This is a genomic window from Veillonella sp., from assembly GCF_041333735.1.
In the GTDB taxonomy this organism is placed as follows: Bacteria; Bacillota; Negativicutes; order Veillonellales; family Veillonellaceae; genus Veillonella.
On record NZ_JBGKFB010000001.1, the window covers coordinates 19566 to 37490 of the forward strand.

The window sequence follows — 17925 nt, forward strand, 5'->3', positions numbered from 1 at the left end:
ATAGCATAGACTATCTTATATAGTGTACCTTATAGCATAATCTATCTTATATAATCTAGCTTATATAATCTAGCTTATATAGTCTAGCTTATATAAACTAGCTTATATAGTCTAGCTTATATAGTCTAGCTTATATAATCTAACTTATATAGTCTAACTTATATAGTTTACCTTATAGGATAGTCTAACTCATATAGTTCACCTTATTAGATGTTATAAAGTAATAGGTATTACACAATTAGAAAGGAGTTTTATTATGAGTGTAACAACCACTGCTCCTCTACAAAAGGCGCGTACAACAGCTCAAAATATTGGACTTATTTTATCCTTCATTGTTTTAGGTGGCATTTTATTATTGCCTACACCGGACACATTATCTACCGGTGGTCATCGTATGATCGGTGTGCTCGCCTTTGCTATCATCTTGTGGATGACGTCAGCAGTTTCCTATCCAGTAAGTGCTACCATGATTACAGCGCTTACGGCCTTATTGTTAGGGTTCTCACCAAATCCTGAAGCACCTGCTAAGGCGATGGGCACAGCCAATGCATTAAAGCTTATCATTTCTGGTTATTCTTCACCGGCTATGATTCTCGTAGGCGCGGCTATGTTTATCTCTGTAGCCATGCGTAAAACAGGTCTAGACCGTCGTATTGCCATGTTGGTGCTGTCTAGTGTTGGTACTAAGGTGAGCCGTATTTATTTAGGTGTTATTATTACAGGCCTTATCCTCGCCTTCTTCGTACCAAGTGCAACAGCTCGTATTGCCTGCTTAGCACCAATTATCATCGGTATTGTTGAGAACTTAGGCATTGAACGTAAAAGCCGCGTAGCAGCTCTACTCATGGTAGGTGCTGTACAGGCCGATACATTCTGGAATATTATGATCCAAACGGCAGCTGCACAAAATCTTGTAGCCGTAGGCTTTATGCAAACGCAGATGAATACATCTGTCAGTTGGATAGATTGGCTAACTGCAGCAGCCCCATTCTCTATTATTATGGTCATCATCGCCTACTTCTTAACACAAGCATTAATTAAGCCTGAGTTCAAAGAACTTGTAGGTGGCGATGTACAGCTGGCTAAAATGCGCCAAGAAATTGGTCCTATGAGTACAGACGAAAAGAAACTATTATGTATCTCTATTGGTCTACTCGCATTATGGGCTACTGGTGGCAAGCTACATTCCATCGACACAACGACTACAACAATCGTTGCCATTGCATTATTCTTCTTCCCTAAAATCGGCATTATGGACTGGAAATTTGCACAGCCAAACATCGACTGGGGTTCCATCGTTATGTTTGGTGCTGGTATCGGTCTTGGCTCTGTATTGCTTAAAACAAAAGCGGCTACATGGCTCGCTCAAGTATTCGTAAATGCTTTCTCCCTTGAAAGCGCTAGCGTATTTATCTTAATTGCTGTAATGGCCGCCTTCCTCATTGTTATTCATTTAGGCTTTGCATCTGCTACAGCCCTCTCCTCTGCTATGATCCCTATCGTAATCTCCATCGTAGTAGGTCACAATGCAGAAGGGCTAAACCCAATCGGCGTAACCATGCTCATGCAATACGCAATCTGCTTTGGTCTAGTATTACCAGTAAATTCACCTCAAGGTATGGTGGCTTACGGTACAGACACATTCGACGTAAAAACTTTTATGACTACAGGCATTCCATTAACCATCATCGGCTATGTTATGATGCTCGTATTTGCCCTAACATACTGGCACTGGATTGGCATCGCTTAAAACTAACTATCAGAACATCAAAATCCTACAATTTCTTATTAGCAGAAATTGTAGGATTTTTTTACTTTAACCAATTAATTTCCCCTACTAACCCTATTTCCTCTATTTTCACTATTCCCCTACTCAGTCTATGTTCCCATTTAATCTATCGTCCCCACTTAATCTATTATCCTCACTCACTCTATCGATTACTCTATTACTTTCTTTAATGCTATTATTCTATTTTTTCTGGACTGAAATGTTTAAGTATATATGCTAAATCAGATCTAATATCACTTTTCTTATTTTTACACATAACTGAAAACATGTTACCTAACACTTTATCATGTACAACTTGTACTTCTTCAAATAAAAGCTTTCCTTCATAAGTCAAACTGAGGCTTTTGGATCGTCTATCAGTTGAACATACACTACAAGTCAATAAACCTTTCTTTGTTAAATTTTTTACAACGGCAAATAAATTTCCATACGATACTCGTAACTCATCCACTATAAATCCCAATGTTGGTTTACACGACGAAACATAAACAAACTCCAATACATTATATTGCATCGGTGTCAAACCAAACCGTCTTAATACAGCTACCTCCTTATCATGAAACACCGTATAAATACGTTCAAATAAAAACCATAACTGCTTATCCTCTGGCAAAAATATATCTCTAGGCACCTTTTTTGCTAACTTTAACCGTTTACCATATCGCATAGCTCGCTCTAATCGATTAAAATCTTTTTCACTGTCACTAACCTCACGTAATCGTAACCGCGCCACTAAGATCACTCCTTTACCTTTTTACAATTTTTCCATACATAACCTATTTTCCAGATACTACCAGTTAAAAATATTTATTTTTAACTGGTAGTATCTCCAAATTGACTTGTATCTTCACCTAACAAAATTAGTTTTAACTAGTAGTATCTCTAAAATGACATATATCTCCACTTAGCAAAATTACTTTTAACTGGTAGTATCTCTAAAATGACTTATATCTTCACTTATCAAATTTAGTTTTAACTGGTACTATCTCTAAAATGGCCTATATCTCCACCTAACAAAGTTACTTTTAACTGGTAGTATCTCTAAAATGACATATATCTCCACTTAGCAAAATTACTTTTAACTGGTAGTAGCAGCAGCTTGCGTTGTGTTTTTACATCAAAATGTTAATAGCCAAAATAGTATTCGACAAAGCGTATAAAACTCCTGCAAAATAGCTTTATTTTCCATAAATTACAAGAGATATAATTACAAATTTAAATACAGATACAAAAAAAGCGCCGTCCGAAGACAGCGCTTAATGTAGTTAAATTATTTACTAGTCTTATTTACTAGTCTTATTTACTAGTTTTGTTTACTAATCTTATTTACTAGTTTTATTTACTAATTGTATATACTAGTCTTATGTATTAGTCTTATTTACTAGTTTTCTTATTCTAATTCTTTACCTTTAAGTTCTGGAATTAAGAATACAGTTGCTAGAATATCAAGTACGTAGATAATAGCTAGGAATGCAATTGCTACTTGGTAGGAGTACATAGAGATAATCATACCTACTACCATTGGACTAAAGCCACCTACAGCACGGCCGATGTTAAACAGTACGTTTTGAGCAGTTGCACGGGCAGTTGTTGGGTAGGCTTCTGCCATCAAGGCACCATATCCACCCATCATACCATTTACAGAGGCACCTAAGATAGCACCGGCAAATAGCATCGCTGTTGGATCAGATAGTTGAGAGTAGATTAAAATAGATACTACAGCACATACTTGGAATAGAATGAATGTAGGTTTACGACCTATTTTATCAGCCAAGCGACCAAATAACCAAATACCTACCATCATGCCACAAACAGTAACCGCTGTCCACAAACCAGATTTTGTAAGGGAGAAGCCTAATTGCTTACTTAAGAAATTAGGTAACCAAATCATAATACCGTAATAACCAAAGTTCTGAACAGATGTTAAAATAGCAACACCAATTGATGTCTTTGTAGTTCTTACATCTTTTACTAATAACTTAAAAGAGTTTATATGTGAATGTTCCTTAGCTTCTTTACTTTGTACAAAGATTTCTGGTTCATGTAGTTTAGCACGGAATACCCAAGCAATTAAAGCTGGAATAATACCAACCATAAACATGCCACGCCATCCAATGATAGGAATGAGTAAAGGTGTTAACAAAGCGGCAGCCAACACGCCTAATTGCCAACCAAGGGCAACATAGCTTGTCGCTTTGGCACGATGCTGTGCAGGCCAAGCTTCAGCAGCGAGTGCCATACCAATACCAAATTCACCACCTAAACCAATACCTGCAATTGTACGATAAATAAGAAGATCCCAATAGCCTTGAGCAAAGGCACAGAGGCCAGTAAATACGGCAAAGAGTACGATAGTCCAAGTCAATACGCGAACGCGACCAAATTTATCTGACAAGGTACCAAAGATGAAACCACCAAGTACAGCACCAACCAAGGTCCATGTCACAAGAGACCCCGCTTGACCTGTGGTCAAACCTAAATCTCCAGAAATTAAGGTCAACATAAATCCAAGAATTAAGAGATCAAAGCCATCCATGGCATACCCAATAGAGGAACCAATAACAGCTTTCCAACCATATGAATTTACTTCTTTCATACTATTTCCTTTCGCTACTCACAGGTAACAATTAAAGATATAGCCCCCACTATACAAACGGCCAACTCCTAGACTTAAGTCTAATGAAAGGCTTTAGTATATGGGGGCTAAATTATTAGTTACGGTCTTTAATTTCAATTTTAATGGAATTGAAGAATTCTTCGAATGGTACGGAACCTAATTCGTCACCACCGTGTTTACGAACGTTAACTGTACCTTCTTCAACTTCTTTATCACCCACAACAAGCATGTAAGGAACTTTTGCCATTTGTGCTTGACGGATTTTGTAGCCAATTTTTTCGCTACGATCATCCACTTCTACACGTACATAGTCGCGGTGCATTTGTTTTGCCAATTCTTTAGCATATTCAACATGTTTTTCAGAGATAGGCAAGATTTTAACTTGTACAGGAGCCATCCAAGTTGGGAATGCGCCTGCATAGTGTTCAGTTAAGATACCGATGAAACGTTCCATGGAGCCGAAGCATGCACGGTGAATCATGATAGGACGATGTTTTTGACCATCTTCACCAACATATTCAATTTGGAAACGTTCAGGCAAGTTCATATCCAATTGGATAGTACCACATTGCCATGTACGACCTAAGGAGTCTTCGATATGGTAGTCAAGTTTAGGACCATAGAATGCACCATCGCCAGGGTTGATTACGTAAGGAATACCTTTTGCTTCAATTGCATTGCGCAATGCTTCTGTAGCTGCTTCCCAGATTGCATCATCACCCATTGCATTGTCTGGTTTAGTAGACAATTCAACATGGTATTTTAAGCCAAATTGGCTATAAATGCGGTCGAACAATTCGATAACTTTCATCAATTCAGATTGCATTTGGTCTGGCAACATGAATACGTGAGCATCATCTTGTGTAAATGCACGTACACGGAATAAGCCGTGTAAAGCACCGGACAATTCATGACGGTGTACTAAACCAAGTTCAGCGTAACGCAATGGGAAGTCACGGTAAGAATGCATTTCGTTTTGGTAAACCAAGATACCGCCTGGGCAGTTCATTGGTTTAATTGCATATTCTTCATCATCGATGATTGTAGTGTACATATTTTCACGGTAATGGAACCAGTGACCAGATGTTTCCCACAATTGTTTATTTAAGATGATTGGTGTGCGAATTTCTTCGTAATCAAATTCATGATGAACTTCGCGCCAGAAGTTTTCCAATTCGTTGCGAAGAGCCATACCTTTTGGTAAGAAGAATGGGAAGCCAGGACCTTCTTCTTTGATAACGAACAAGCCAAGTTCTTTACCAAGTTTACGGTGGTCGCGTTTAGCTGCTTCTTCAAGCAAGTGAAGGTATGCATCAAGTTCTTCTTTCTTTTCAAATGCTGTACCGTAAATACGTTGCAACATTTTATTCTTTTCATCGCCGCGCCAGTATGCACCTGCAATGCTTTGTAATTTGAAAGCTTTCACCTTACCAGTGGATGCCACGTGAGGACCTGCACAAAGATCGATGAAATCACCTTGCGCGTAGCAAGAGATAACAGCATCTTCAGGAAGATCTTCGATCAATTCTACCTTGTAGTCTTCGTTTTTAGATTTGAAGAACTCGATAGCTTCTTGACGGGACATTACAGATTTAGTGATAGGCAAGTTTTCTTTTACAATACGGCTCATTTCCTTTTCAATTTTACCCAAATCTTCAGGAGTCAAAGTATGTTCCATATCGATATCATAGTAGAAACCTTTATCGATTGCAGGACCGATAGCCAATTTAGCTTCAGGCCATAAGCGTTTAACCGCTTGCGCCAAGATATGAGAAGCTGTGTGGCGCAAAGTATGTTTACCACCATCTTCTTCGAATGTTAAGAATGCTACTTCAGAACCATCAACGAGTTCTTCGCGAAGGTCTGTTAATTCTCCATTTACATTTGCAGCTAGTACTTTTTTAGCCAAGCTGTTAGATAATTGTTTTACTGCTTCCCCAAGAGTAGTGCCAGCAGCGTATTCCTTCGCACTACCATCAGGTAAAATGATTTTTACATCTGCCATTTTAATTTCCTCCAATTATTATCTAGGATAGACTGGATTTTTGTAATAAAAAAAGACCCTCTATCCCTACAAAACAAGGGACGAAGATCATTCGCGGTTCCACCCTAGTTAACTACCTATACGAATCTATGTGTATAGTTAATTCACTTCATTAAGCCCGATAACGGTGGCGGCCGTATTTGCCTACTTAGGTTCGACAAATCAGTTTAAAGGGGGTAACTCTGATATATGTGTAAGGCATTTCCAGCATCAGCCTCTCTCTGGTACACAGGGATATGAGAATCATGTCCTTTGCATAACTTTTACTAGACTATAGTATCATAGGGAATTAAAAAATTCAATACGGTTCAATAGTAAATTTCATAAATTCTATAAATTCAACATAATGCCCTTATCTTCTAAAACCAAAAGAAAACGGCCCGTATATCGAGCCGTTTTGTAAGACCTATTAAACTTTGAAGATTTTGTTAGATCTATTAGCGTTTGAAGTTTGTAGATAACATAGCACCAATTACCTTTTCCAATTTGCTATTGGAAAGATCTGGGCCTTTGTAAAGTGTTAAGAGTACATCATTGGAGTTATCTTGTTTAGATACCATCATAACACCGCTACCACGAGCACCGTTATCGTCGTAATCTTTTGCTACGATAACTAGGTTCAAATAGTGGTCCTTCATGTATGTGTATACCTTGCTTGTACGAGCAGAGGAACCAATCATTTTCGCCATACTCATGCCACGGTTAAATACGATTGCATTAGCATTGTGTGGATTTGCAGCTAATTGTTGTTTTTCCTCATCATTTAGAGGCATAAGGTTTACCATGAGGGAATCACCCATTTTACCACGGAACATGGCTGGCATTGTTTCCCGTACGTCTTCAGGAATACCTGTATCCGCAGTTAATTTCAATTCCTTAGGAACTGTCATATATAGAACGCCTTTGCTATTGCGGCCTACCTCTGTTGTACTGAGGTCTACAGCGCTAAGCATAATAGAATCTTTAATAGTTGCTACTTGGTTTGCCAATGGTTTTTCTGGAACGCCACGGCTTGCCAATTGTACATCACCGGATTTAGTTTTCTTCAACGTTTCTACATTCCAGTTAGCCCCTTTTTTGTCTGCATCGCTAGCTTCTGTAAAAGCATTTGCTCCATCTTTTGTACCTACATACACGTAAGTTTGAGCTGGAATAATGTTATCTGGTGCACCAGTTTTATTGAAAGCAGCACCATATACTACATTAGGAATCACAGTAGAGCCAATTTGTAAGTTGTTATTCGTTTGGCTTTCCACATCAAAGTTGATATTACCAGTGAAGGTCATATCAGGGCCATGATTGATAACAACTACATCCCCTGCTTGAGGAATGATAACAGGACCTACAGGCCCTGCCATAGCTACGCCAGCCATAGATACACTAAGGCAAGCTGTTAATAATGCACGTTTCAAAATAGATTGTTTCATAGATATACTCTCATTTCTCTATAGTGACATAATCAGATAAGCTAGTTAATACTTCAATGGCTAATGGCTTTGTAGATGGTGTGCAGCGCAACATGCACCGCCCACTAGTATCTACAGATGTCATAACACCTAAATATTCATAGCCTTCAATGATGCGATTGATATAGTTTGTATGCTTCGGCTCAAGATGAAAGAACACATACGCCTCTTCCCCAGAGGTCTCTAGATCTGGTACATCCGGAAATGCACCGATAGATTTACTCGGTTCTAATGGTATACCACTCATAATTACTCTGCTTTTGGTTTGCACTCACGACGCATCATGGAGTATGGTTCAAGTGGTGTATCCATATAAATGTGCACTTTCATTTGTGCATGTGGAGCTACATCGATTGGATTACCATCTTCATCTGTCATTTTTTCAATTACAGTCTCAACAAGCTCACCCTTAGGTTGGCAGAATTCTACTTTATCGCCTACCTTGAAGTTATTACGTTGTTCAAGATCAACGTATTTTTCTTCTTCGTTATAACCCAAAACTAAACCGATGAAATCATGGCTTTGTGTATTTGTAGATTTACCATAGTTTTGAGCAGTTTCGTCAGGACGGCCTTCTGCAAAGCCATCTGTATATGGACGGTGAGAAATCTTTTCTAATTCTGCAATCCATTCTGGACGAACATACCAATCTTTACCTTCTTTAAGGTATGTATCGATAGCTGTACGGTAAACCTTTGCTACTGTTGCACAGTAGTGAACGGATTTCATACGGCCTTCGATTTTAAGGCTGTCGATACCAGCTTCATATAAATCTGGAATACGATGAATCAAGCACAAGTCTTTAGAGTTAAAGATATATGTACCATGCTCATCTTCTTCGATTGGGTAATATTCACCAGGTCGATTGGATTCAACAAGGGAGTATTTCCAACGGCAAGATTGAGAGCATTGACCACGGTTAGCATCGCGGTTGCCTGTCATGTAGTTAGATAATAGGCAACGACCAGAGTAAGAAATACACATGGAACCATGTACGAAGGATTCGATTTCGATATCTACATTGTCCTTCATTTCTTTGAGGTCAGCCAAGGATACTTCACGAGCTGCTACTACGCGTGTAGCACCAAGTTCTTTCCACATTTGAACTGTGTGCCAGTTTGTTGTAGATGCTTGTGTACTTACATGAAGTTCAAGGCCTGGAGCTACGCGTTTAGCAAGGCTAAAGATACCCATGTCGGCTACGATGATCGCATCTACACCGATACTTTCAAGGAATCTCAAATAATCCTCTAAACCTTCAAAGTCCTCATTATGAGGAATGATATTACATGTTACATGGATTTTTTTACCATGAGCATGTACGAATTCTACAGCTTCCTTTAATTCCTCGTCGGAGAAATTAGAGTTACCTGCGCGCAAGCCAAAACGTTTGCCTGCACAATATACAGCATCCGCACCATAGCGAATAGCCATTTTAAGCTTGTCCATATTACCGGCTGGACAAAGCAATTCCATAAAATGTTCTGCCATTATTTGTTGTGCCCTTTCCACACACTCACACTCATACCATCACCCATTGGATAGATGGTGGTGTTAAACAATTCTTTATTTTCAACATACGTTAAGTATTCTTTTAACCGTTTTACGATAGTCTTAAACCGTTTTGGCGGCTCTTTATCGCCCCTTACATAGCCTCTAAAGAGTACATTGTCTGCAAGGATAACGCCTCCTTCTTTCACATGCGGCAAAATGAGCTCTAATTGCTTTAGATATTGTCCCTTAGGACCATCTAAGAACACTAGATCATATTCACCTGTGAGTTCCGTTAAGACTTGAGACGCATCACCTTTCAGCAATGTAATTGTATCAGCGTAATCGGATTGGTTAATATAATATTTTGCCATTTCATGACGCACATCATCTAGTTCAATAGAGGTAATGTGCCCCTCCTCTTTATCGAGTAGCGGAGCCATCAACAAAGCAGAGTAACCAATGGCGGTGCCCACCTCTAACACAGAGGTGGGCCGGTACAAACCTATTAATTCTTCAAATAGATGAACCTCAGATTCGCGCAGAATCGGTACATCATTAATCATCGCATAAATGCGCTGTTCATTTAAAATATCATTTAATGTCATGAAAGTAGATTAAATCTCCTACATTACTTAGTACTATTACTACCAGGGATTACAAGCGTAGAGCGATCAACAGATTCAGCTGGCTTTACTTCAATATGAGGTTCTTGTTGTGTACTTGGTACAACATTTTGCATAGATTCTGGAGCAGGTGTTGTAGTTGGCACATAAGAATTAGAACTAGATGATTGAGTTGCTGGTGCAGATTGAGCTGGTGCTTGTGGAGCTGGTGTTGGTGCTGGAATTTCAGCAGCTGGAACCGTTGTTGGTGTATATTTGTACGTAGGTTCCACATTAACATATTGAGAATCTGCTTCCACCGCTTCTTCAGAGCTGTAATTGTAGTTAGGCTCTGTCGTTGCCACAGCCACGTCATAGTTAGGACCAGCTTGTACTGCGGCCTCTGTATTAGAGGATGTAGCCGTATCATTACCATAGATTTTATGAACTTCCGCTAAATGTTCTTCATATGTTTTAGAGAAGTGGTTATGCCCCTCTTTATCCGCTACGAAGTATAGATAATCTGTATCTTCAGAATGCAATACTGCATCTAACGCTTTTTTACCAGGGTTAGCAATTGGTCCTGGCGGCAAGCCTTTAGACACATATGTATTGTACGGACTTTGTAATTGTGTATCGCCAATGGTTACATCTTCCTTCGCATAACCTAGTACATAGGAAATGGTTGCATCAGATTGCAATGGAATACCATGGGCTAAACGCTTTTTAAATACCCCTGCAATTGTTGGGCGATCCGCATCAAATAAAGATTCACGTTCAACAATAGATGCCAATGTTACAAAGTCATGAATACTCATGTGTTGAGCTTGAATTTGTTTCTTCACAGCTGGTGTGAGGTAACGATTCATTTCATCCGCCATCATTTGAATGACTTCGCGTGGCGTTGCCCCTACTGGAATCTCATAGGTACTTGGGAATAAGAAGCCTTCCACAGGATATGTAGCCGGTCTTGTGCCCTTCATGTATGGATATGGTACAAAGGTTTTTGCTTCTGCTAAGAAGTCCTTGGCCTTCATGATTTGATTTTTTTCTAGAACGATAGCAATATCCCCAACAGTATATCCTTCAGGAATGGTAACACGAATAGATTCTACATGACCTTCTTGTAATAAAGAAATGAGTTCGCGCACAGTTACCTTATTAGGAATTTGGTAGTGACCAGTTTGAAGTTTATCATTGGTACCGCTCAAATATAACCAAAGCTTAAAACCTTGCGTAGAACGAATGAGACCTCGTTCATAGAGCATTTCTGCAATTTCAGTGCCAGTCTGCCCCTTTTCAATGACAAGTACCTGACTACCATCATCTTGAGCAAAGGTATTTGGCACTAAATAGATTGCCCCAAGGCCACCTGCGATGATTAATACGCCTACAATAATAAGGATTAAAATATATCTTAAGGCTTTTCTCACGATGTTGAGTTCCTTTCTGTAACATAACAGTATTTATCACTTTATTATACCATAAAGTCTATATTTCCCCTACATTTAAGGACATTATCTTATTATCGTCCCCAATTATGTTATATATCAATTATAGTCATCTCTTATGCTACTAGTATGAAAGGAAAATATATAAATATAATTCACCTTCTATTATAAAGCGTTTATGTATATCAAATAAAAATAGCGCATTGTCCTAAGACAACACGCTAGATTTACAAGGAAGTCGACTACTCGCCATCTTCCATTTCTTCATACAATTTTACTAGAGTTTCAAAGTTATCGTCATCTTCATCTAAAGGTACGTATTCTTCTACGCCTTCTTCATTTTTTTCGATGCGAGCCAAGATCATGTATGTGTCATCTTGACCTTCATGGTCAGCCTCTTCATCTTGTACATGCACAAGAACAGCATATTCTTGGCCTTCATGGCTCAAAATAATATCCTCTGTGAAGTACTGTTTGTTACCGTTTTCATCTTCGAATTCCAAGTAATATACTTCGCCTTCAAAATTTTGGTCAACCATCGGAAACCCTCCTTAAGAAAAATACTTATTTATTAAACTGCAAGCGATCTAAATATCCTTGCAAAATTACAACCGCTGCCATTTTATCAATAACGGACTTACGTTTTTTACGACTCACGTCAGCTGCAATGAGTTGACGTTCAGCCATAACAGTAGATAACCGCTCATCCCAATATGTTACAGGTAAATCGATGACTACCTTCATCTTTTCGACAAACTCTTCGGTCTTTTCAGCCCGTTCACCTTTTGTACCATTCATATTCTTTGGCATACCTACTACTAATTCATGTACTTCATATTCAGCAATGAGTTCTTGTAAGCGGTTAAAGTCTTTTTCAAGAGATGTTCTACGAATGGTTTCAATACCTTGTGCTGTCATGAGCAGTGCATCGCTACAGGCAATGCCGATAGTACGGCTGCCCACATCTAATGACATAATTCTCATTATAGTTGTTTTGCCTTTGCGTATTCTTTCAACAATTCCTCAATCAAGTCATCCCGTTCTAAACGGCGGATATCAGAACGCGCATTATTATAGCTTGTAATGTACGCTGGATCACCAGAGATTAGATAGCCTAAGATTTGATTAATTGGATTGTAACCTTTTTCTTGAATAGATTGATAAACCCGAGTGAGAACCTCTTCAGCTGTCATCGGTTCATCGTCTACTTTACGGAATAACATAGTTTCATCAGAAACCTTCATCGTATCCCTCCTTTTTATTACATTGGCAGGTTTCACTGTAAAAGTGAAACCTCGCCTCCTATTATACTTGAATTAAAGCTACAAAGTCAGTAACTTTTTATGCATTATAAAAAATTTCTATAACAGATACAAGTATAATTATAAAATTATATGCCTATTGTAACATAGATGTTAAAGCTTCACCACCAGCTTTTAATGCTTCCATCAATTTAGCTGGTTCTTTACCACCTGCTTGAGCCATGTCTGGACGGCCACCGCCATTACCCCCAGCTACTTGAGCCGCAGCTTTTACGATGTTACCTGCTTTAGCACCTTTAGCCACTACGTCTTTGGATACTTTACATACAAAGTTAACTTTGTCATCACTCATAGCAGCGCCTACGAGCACTACGCCAGAACCATCTAATTTATCAAGGCCCATATCAGCTAGGTCACGTAATTCATCAACAGAGGAAGCTTTTACAGAAGCCGCTACAAATGCTACATCGCCAATCATAACCTTACCAGCAATGATATCAGCTGCACCTGCTGCAGAAAGCTCTTTACGAATTTGTTCTAATTCTTTAGCCGTTTCTTTTGCTTCTGCCAATACTTGATGTAAGCGTTCTTCTACTTGAGGAGCTTTAGTTTTAAGTTCCCCTGCCATACGTTCGATAGTTAAACGATCATGTTTTGCTGCATCAAGAGCTGCACGACCTGTAATCGCTTCAATACGACGTACACCAGAACCGATACCAGCTTCAGAAGTTAAGCGGAAGGAACTAATGAAAGCAGTATTGCCTACATGAGAACCACCACATAATTCAACGGAGAAACCAGGAACCTCTACAACGCGAACTACATCGCCATATTTATCGCCAAAGAGTGCCATTGCACCTTTCGCTTTTGCTTCGTCCATGGACATTTCAGCAATAGCTAGGTCTGTAGCTTTTAAAATTTCTTCATTTACAAGAGCTTCGATTTGATCAAGTTCCTCTTGTGTTACAGGGGAGAAATGAGTGAAGTCAAAGCGCAAGTAATCCGGAGTTACTAGAGAACCAGCTTGGTTAACATGCTCGCCAAGAACCTTTTTCAAAGCTGCATGTAACAAGTGTGTTGCTGTATGGTTGCGGGCCATTGCTGCACGACGATTTGTATCCACTTCAAGTGTTACATCATCACCTTCAGAGATAGAACCTTCTACAACAGTACCGATATGATATACAGTGCCTTCAGGTAATCGTTTTGTATTATGAACCTCTACCTTACCCATTGGGCCAACGATAAAGCCTGTATCACCTAATTGACCGCCCCCTTCAGCATGGAATGGAGTAGTGCGTACGATAACAGTAATTTCATCGCCATCAGCCGCTGTTTCTAAGCGTTCAGAACCTTTACCAAGCATCAATACGGAGGATGCAGTTTCTGCTTCATCTTCAACAAGTTCTTCGTCTTTCAAGAACGTAATGTCTGGTGTTGCTACCTTCGCATCTTCTTTTACACGAGCTTCACGAGCGCGTTCACGTTGTTCCTTCATAGCTGCTTCAAAACCTTCATGGTCAATTGTAAAGCCGCGTTCAGAAGCAATTTCTTCTGTTAATTCCCAAGGGAATCCATATGTATCATAGAGTTTAAATACTTCTGTGCCAGGAACTACAGTAGCTTTTTCAGCTGCAAGTGTATCAATCAAGGAGTTTAATAACTCAAGACCTTGTTCCAATGTTTGGTTGAAGCGTTCTTCTTCATTTTGTACAACACGTTTAACGAAGTCTTGTTTTTCAGCGATGGATTTAATACCAGGGCCAAGGATGTCTACCACAACATCAATAAGTGGTGTTAAGAAGATACCCTCAATACCAAGCAGACGACCATGACGTACAGCACGACGCAAAATACGACGCAATACGTAACCGCGACCTTCGTTGGATGGCAATACACCATCGGAAATCAATGCAGTAACAGCACGAGCGTGGTCAGCAATAACCTTCAAAGAAACATCTGTATTTGGATCTTCGTTATACTTAACACCAGCGCGTTTTGCAGTCGTTTCGATGATTGGGAAAATTAAATCTGTTTCAAAGTTTGTTTTACAACCTTGTAATACGGAAGCCAATCGTTCAAGACCAGCGCCAGTATCGATGTTTTTATGTTGCAATGGTTCGTAGGAACCATCTGGCATTTTATTGAATTGTGTAAATACTAAGTTCCAGATTTCAAGATATCGATCGCAGTCACAACCTGGTGCACAGTTAGGATCATCACAACCATGTTCAGGACCTTGGTCGAAGAAGATTTCACTATCAGGACCGCATGGACCTTCACCAATTTCCCAGAAGTTATCTTCAAGACGTGTAATGTGGCTTTCTTCTACACCACAATCATTATGCCAAGTATCATATGCTTCTTGGTCATCTGGATATACAGTTACATATAATCTATTTTTATCGAGTTTAATAACTTCAGTTAAGAACTCCCATGCCCAGTGAATCGCTTCTTTTTTGAAGTAATCACCGAAGGAGAAGTTACCAAGCATTTCAAAGAATGTATGGTGACGAGCTGTGCGACCTACGTTTTCAAGGTCACCAGTACGCATACATTTTTGGCTTGTTGTAATACGATGACAAGGAGGTACCAATTTACCTGTAAAGAAAGGCTTCAATGGCGCCATACCTGCCCCGATCAATAATAGAGACGGATCGTTTTCTGGAATAAGAGAAAAACTATCTAATTTTAAATGTCCTTTGCTTTCAAAAAACTGCAAGTATGCTTGACGCAGTTCATTACCCTTCATGTGTATATTCCTCCTAAAATTATTTACTCTTCATTATAACGTAAATCCGATATAAAATCTATCAAAAACATTGAAGTCATGCGGAGTTCCTATACTTTTACAATGAGAAAAGTTAGGATAAAATTCAAGTTTTACATAAACGAAAAAGAGGTTATACAAATCAACAGAACATAATTGATTCGTATAGCCTCTTTTAAAGCTAGTTATATATTAGCTTAGATAACGCGTTTTGCGCCGATATAGCGTTCACCCCAATAGCCAGTATCAAGATCTGCTACTGCAACACCACGACTGGAAGTGGCGCTGATGAACTTGCCATCGCCAATATAAATACCGGAGTGAGACGGACCTGGTTCATATGTTTCAAAGAATACCAAATCCCCGGCTTTCAAGTTTGCACGAGAAACTTCAACACCTACGTTATATTGTTCATCTGCCAAACGTGGTAAAGAGATACCTTGTTTCGCAAATACATATTTAACATAACCAGAGCAGTCAAAACCACTTGGAGTAGTACCGCCAAATACATATGGTACACCGCGGTATTTGTCCGCTTCTGCCAAGATAGCATGGATGCTATTTGGTGTTTCATTTTTTGTAATATTATTTAATTTAATATTTTTGCCAGTAATGGATTGACCTGCAATACGACGAGACGTCGCATTGTTGTTTGTGAAAGCGGATTTTGTCGCTACTGCTTTTGTCGCTGCATTTTGAGTCAATACTGCCTTCGTAGAACGAGGAGCACTCATCAACGCATTATACGTAGCAGGACCTACGATACCGTCCACTGGTAAGCCACGATCTTGTTGGAACAGACGAACTGCCCATTTCGTTTCTTTACCATATACACCATTTTTATCTGTAGCATTATAACCGTGTTTAATTAGTTGTTGTTGAACCGCTGTAACACTTTTGCCCTTATCACCATATTGTAATGTTGTTGCACCTACCATGGCTGTTGTGGCACACACAAAAGTTAATGTTAATGCCGTTATTTTAACCTTACTATATTTTGACTTCATATGCTTCCTTTCCAAAAACTTTTAAAGTAAGTTATTTATTCAAAATATACTAACCGTCTATTTATTTGCATTCACAAATACAGCTAGTCTTCTTTGCTTTTGTGAGTATAAGTCTCAGGTGCCATAAACACATCTGCACTACTAGGTCCAAGTAATGGAGCCTCTTCATGCTCATCAAAGTTTATAGCTGACTTAACCCAATACAAAGGCCGTTGCTTCACCTCTTCAAAAATACGACCTACATACTCGCCAATAATTCCCAGTCCGACGAGTTGAATCCCACCAATGAACAAAATTGATACGCCCAAGGTAGTCCATCCATTCAAGGCTTGACCCGTAAGATATACATACAAGAGGTGCAATATAAGCAAGAAGCTTAACCCACCACATAGTACACCGACGTACAAAGCAGCCCGTAAAGGAACTCTTGAAAAGGCTGTTACCCCATCGAGAGCAAATCGTATCATTTTGCGCACACTAAACTTTGAAACCCCTGCAAAACGAGGTGGCGCCACAAAGTGCAACTCAGCTTGTCTATACCCTAAGGCACCGACAATACCGCGCAAGAAACGACCATGTTCTCTAAACCGTTTCAATGTGCCCAATGCTTTACTATTCATGAGGCGGAAATCAGACCCACCTTCAACAATAGGAACATCAGCCATTTTGTTCATTAGTTTGTAATAATACTTAGACGTGAAAGATTTAGCCCAACTAGCATCTTCAGTTGAATCGCGTATGGTGCGCACCACATCATACCCCGATTCCCACAACCGAACAAGTTCAGGAATCAAAGCTGGTGGATGCTGCATGTCACCGTCCATTGTAATAACTGCATCTCCATGAGCATAATCAAGACCACAAGTAAGCGCAGTCTGATGCCCAAAATTACGAGCAAGCAATAACACTTTGACATGTTTATCATTGTAAGCAATTTCACGCAATATCATAGATGACGAATCACTAGAACCGTCGTCTACGAAGATTATTTCATAATCGTACGTGAGTCCTGACATAACATCAGTTACAGCTTTATAAAAATTCGCTATGTTCTCTTCTTCGTTATATACAGGCACTACAATAGAAAGTAACATAAATCCTCCAAAGTATTTTACTCACATATTTTAAGTTAATTAGTAAATTAAGGCAAATCATCAAGGTTAACAATAGGCAGATTTATATCTACAAATTCAGTAAATAAGCGATTTCTTAACACTCTACCGCTTTTCCTCTTCATTTACTCTATATATAAGTATGCCAAATAAGTAAAATATTATTTTATATATAAAACTACTTAATAAGCCGCATTATAAAATAAATTTATATCAGTAGAAAATAACAAATGCTGTTATTAACTAGCCAAATCAAGAATTAATCAAAAAATCAAATATATTTTCTACATCAAATACAAGGAATCTAACTG

At 39.0% G+C, this 17925-nt stretch carries 15 protein-coding genes and 1 other annotated feature; of the genes, 1 reads left to right on the top strand and 14 read right to left on the bottom strand.

The features are described from left to right. Positions 1 to 256 precede the first annotated feature (256 nt). Positions 257 to 1750, top strand: coding sequence for a DASS family sodium-coupled anion symporter (locus ACDF53_RS00110; protein WP_370815135.1), 1494 nt, complete (start codon positions 257 to 259; stop codon positions 1748 to 1750). Positions 1751 to 1964: 214 nt separating this feature from the next. On the opposite strand, the gene ACDF53_RS00115 is transcribed toward ACDF53_RS00110, so the two are convergent. The 14 genes from ACDF53_RS00115 to ACDF53_RS00180 all read right to left on the bottom strand — a co-directional run bounded on the left by ACDF53_RS00115 (position 1965) and on the right by ACDF53_RS00180 (position 17596). Continuing rightward, positions 1965 to 2522 (bottom strand): MarR family winged helix-turn-helix transcriptional regulator, encoded by a 558-nt coding sequence (locus tag ACDF53_RS00115; protein WP_370815136.1) that lies wholly within the window; start codon positions 2520 to 2522, stop codon positions 1965 to 1967. Between the two features lie 657 nt (positions 2523 to 3179). Further along, positions 3180 to 4385 (bottom strand): MFS transporter, encoded by a 1206-nt coding sequence (locus ACDF53_RS00120; protein WP_370815138.1) that lies wholly within the window; start codon positions 4383 to 4385, stop codon positions 3180 to 3182. A 115-nt stretch (positions 4386 to 4500) separates the two neighbouring features. After that, positions 4501 to 6411, bottom strand: a complete 1911-nt coding sequence (thrS, locus tag ACDF53_RS00125) for a threonine--tRNA ligase (RefSeq protein ID WP_370815139.1) — start codon at positions 6409 to 6411, stop codon at positions 4501 to 4503. Between the two features lie 73 nt (positions 6412 to 6484). Beyond that, positions 6485 to 6717: a binding site (T-box leader), on the bottom strand. Between the two features lie 170 nt (positions 6718 to 6887). Then, positions 6888 to 7877, bottom strand: coding sequence for a hypothetical protein (locus tag ACDF53_RS00130; protein ID WP_370815140.1), 990 nt, complete (start codon positions 7875 to 7877; stop codon positions 6888 to 6890). 10 nt (positions 7878 to 7887) lie between these two features. Further along, positions 7888 to 8163: a DUF4911 domain-containing protein gene (locus tag ACDF53_RS00135; RefSeq protein ID WP_370815141.1), complete on the bottom strand. Its 276-nt coding sequence runs from the start codon at positions 8161 to 8163 to the stop codon at positions 7888 to 7890. Positions 8164 to 8165: 2 nt separating this feature from the next. Beyond that, the gene (locus ACDF53_RS00140; protein ID WP_370815142.1) at positions 8166 to 9407 is read right to left on the bottom strand and encodes a U32 family peptidase; all 1242 of its coding nucleotides are present in this window, start codon (positions 9405 to 9407) and stop codon (positions 8166 to 8168) included. Further along, positions 9407 to 10015, bottom strand: coding sequence for an O-methyltransferase (locus ACDF53_RS00145; protein WP_129823158.1), 609 nt, complete (start codon positions 10013 to 10015; stop codon positions 9407 to 9409). The genes ACDF53_RS00140 and ACDF53_RS00145 overlap by 1 nt, the downstream gene beginning before the upstream one ends. Before the next feature lie 23 nt (positions 10016 to 10038). Beyond that, on the bottom strand, positions 10039 to 11445 hold the full coding sequence (mltG, locus tag ACDF53_RS00150) for an endolytic transglycosylase MltG (protein ID WP_370815143.1): 1407 nt from the start codon (positions 11443 to 11445) through the stop codon (positions 10039 to 10041). Positions 11446 to 11705: 260 nt separating this feature from the next. Further along, positions 11706 to 12002 carry a DUF1292 domain-containing protein gene (locus ACDF53_RS00155; protein ID WP_227721461.1) on the bottom strand — a complete coding sequence of 99 codons (297 nt, stop codon included), beginning with the start codon at positions 12000 to 12002 and terminating at the stop codon, positions 11706 to 11708. Positions 12003 to 12027: 25 nt separating this feature from the next. After that, positions 12028 to 12447, bottom strand: coding sequence for a Holliday junction resolvase RuvX (gene ruvX / locus ACDF53_RS00160; protein ID WP_370815144.1), 420 nt, complete (start codon positions 12445 to 12447; stop codon positions 12028 to 12030). Then, entirely contained in the window at positions 12447 to 12707 is a 261-nt protein-coding gene (locus tag ACDF53_RS00165) for an IreB family regulatory phosphoprotein (protein WP_009351224.1), read from the bottom strand. Before ACDF53_RS00165 ends, ruvX begins: the two co-directional genes overlap by 1 nt. Before the next feature lie 154 nt (positions 12708 to 12861). Next, positions 12862 to 15477, bottom strand: a complete 2616-nt coding sequence (gene alaS / locus ACDF53_RS00170; protein ID WP_370815145.1) for an alanine--tRNA ligase — start codon at positions 15475 to 15477, stop codon at positions 12862 to 12864. 215 nt (positions 15478 to 15692) lie between these two features. Beyond that, a complete protein-coding gene (locus ACDF53_RS00175; RefSeq protein WP_295781633.1) occupies positions 15693 to 16502 on the bottom strand; it encodes an NlpC/P60 family protein in 810 nt (269 codons plus the stop codon). An 83-nt stretch (positions 16503 to 16585) separates the two neighbouring features. Beyond that, positions 16586 to 17596, bottom strand: coding sequence for a glycosyltransferase family 2 protein (locus ACDF53_RS00180; RefSeq protein WP_370815146.1), 1011 nt, complete (start codon positions 17594 to 17596; stop codon positions 16586 to 16588). Between the last annotated feature and the right edge of the window lie 329 nt (positions 17597 to 17925).

Coding starts and splice junctions, on each gene's coding strand:
- ACDF53_RS00110 (WP_370815135.1), top strand. CDS start 257: ATGAGTGTAACAACCACTGCTCCTCTACAAAAGGCGCGTACAACAGCT.
- ACDF53_RS00120 (WP_370815138.1), bottom strand. CDS start 4,385: ATGAAAGAAGTAAATTCATATGGTTGGAAAGCTGTTATTGGTTCCTCT.
- thrS (WP_370815139.1), bottom strand. CDS start 6,411: ATGGCAGATGTAAAAATCATTTTACCTGATGGTAGTGCGAAGGAATAC.
- ACDF53_RS00130 (WP_370815140.1), bottom strand. CDS start 7,877: ATGAAACAATCTATTTTGAAACGTGCATTATTAACAGCTTGCCTTAGT.
- ACDF53_RS00135 (WP_370815141.1), bottom strand. CDS start 8,163: ATGAGTGGTATACCATTAGAACCGAGTAAATCTATCGGTGCATTTCCG.
- ACDF53_RS00140 (WP_370815142.1), bottom strand. CDS start 9,407: ATGGCAGAACATTTTATGGAATTGCTTTGTCCAGCCGGTAATATGGAC.
- ACDF53_RS00145 (WP_129823158.1), bottom strand. CDS start 10,015: ATGACATTAAATGATATTTTAAATGAACAGCGCATTTATGCGATGATT.
- ACDF53_RS00155 (WP_227721461.1), bottom strand. CDS start 12,002: ATGGTTGACCAAAATTTTGAAGGCGAAGTATATTACTTGGAATTCGAA.
- ruvX (WP_370815144.1), bottom strand. CDS start 12,447: ATGAGAATTATGTCATTAGATGTGGGCAGCCGTACTATCGGCATTGCC.
- ACDF53_RS00165 (WP_009351224.1), bottom strand. CDS start 12,707: ATGAAGGTTTCTGATGAAACTATGTTATTCCGTAAAGTAGACGATGAA.
- alaS (WP_370815145.1), bottom strand. CDS start 15,477: ATGAAGGGTAATGAACTGCGTCAAGCATACTTGCAGTTTTTTGAAAGC.
- ACDF53_RS00175 (WP_295781633.1), bottom strand. CDS start 16,502: ATGAAGTCAAAATATAGTAAGGTTAAAATAACGGCATTAACATTAACT.
- ACDF53_RS00180 (WP_370815146.1), bottom strand. CDS start 17,596: ATGTTACTTTCTATTGTAGTGCCTGTATATAACGAAGAAGAGAACATA.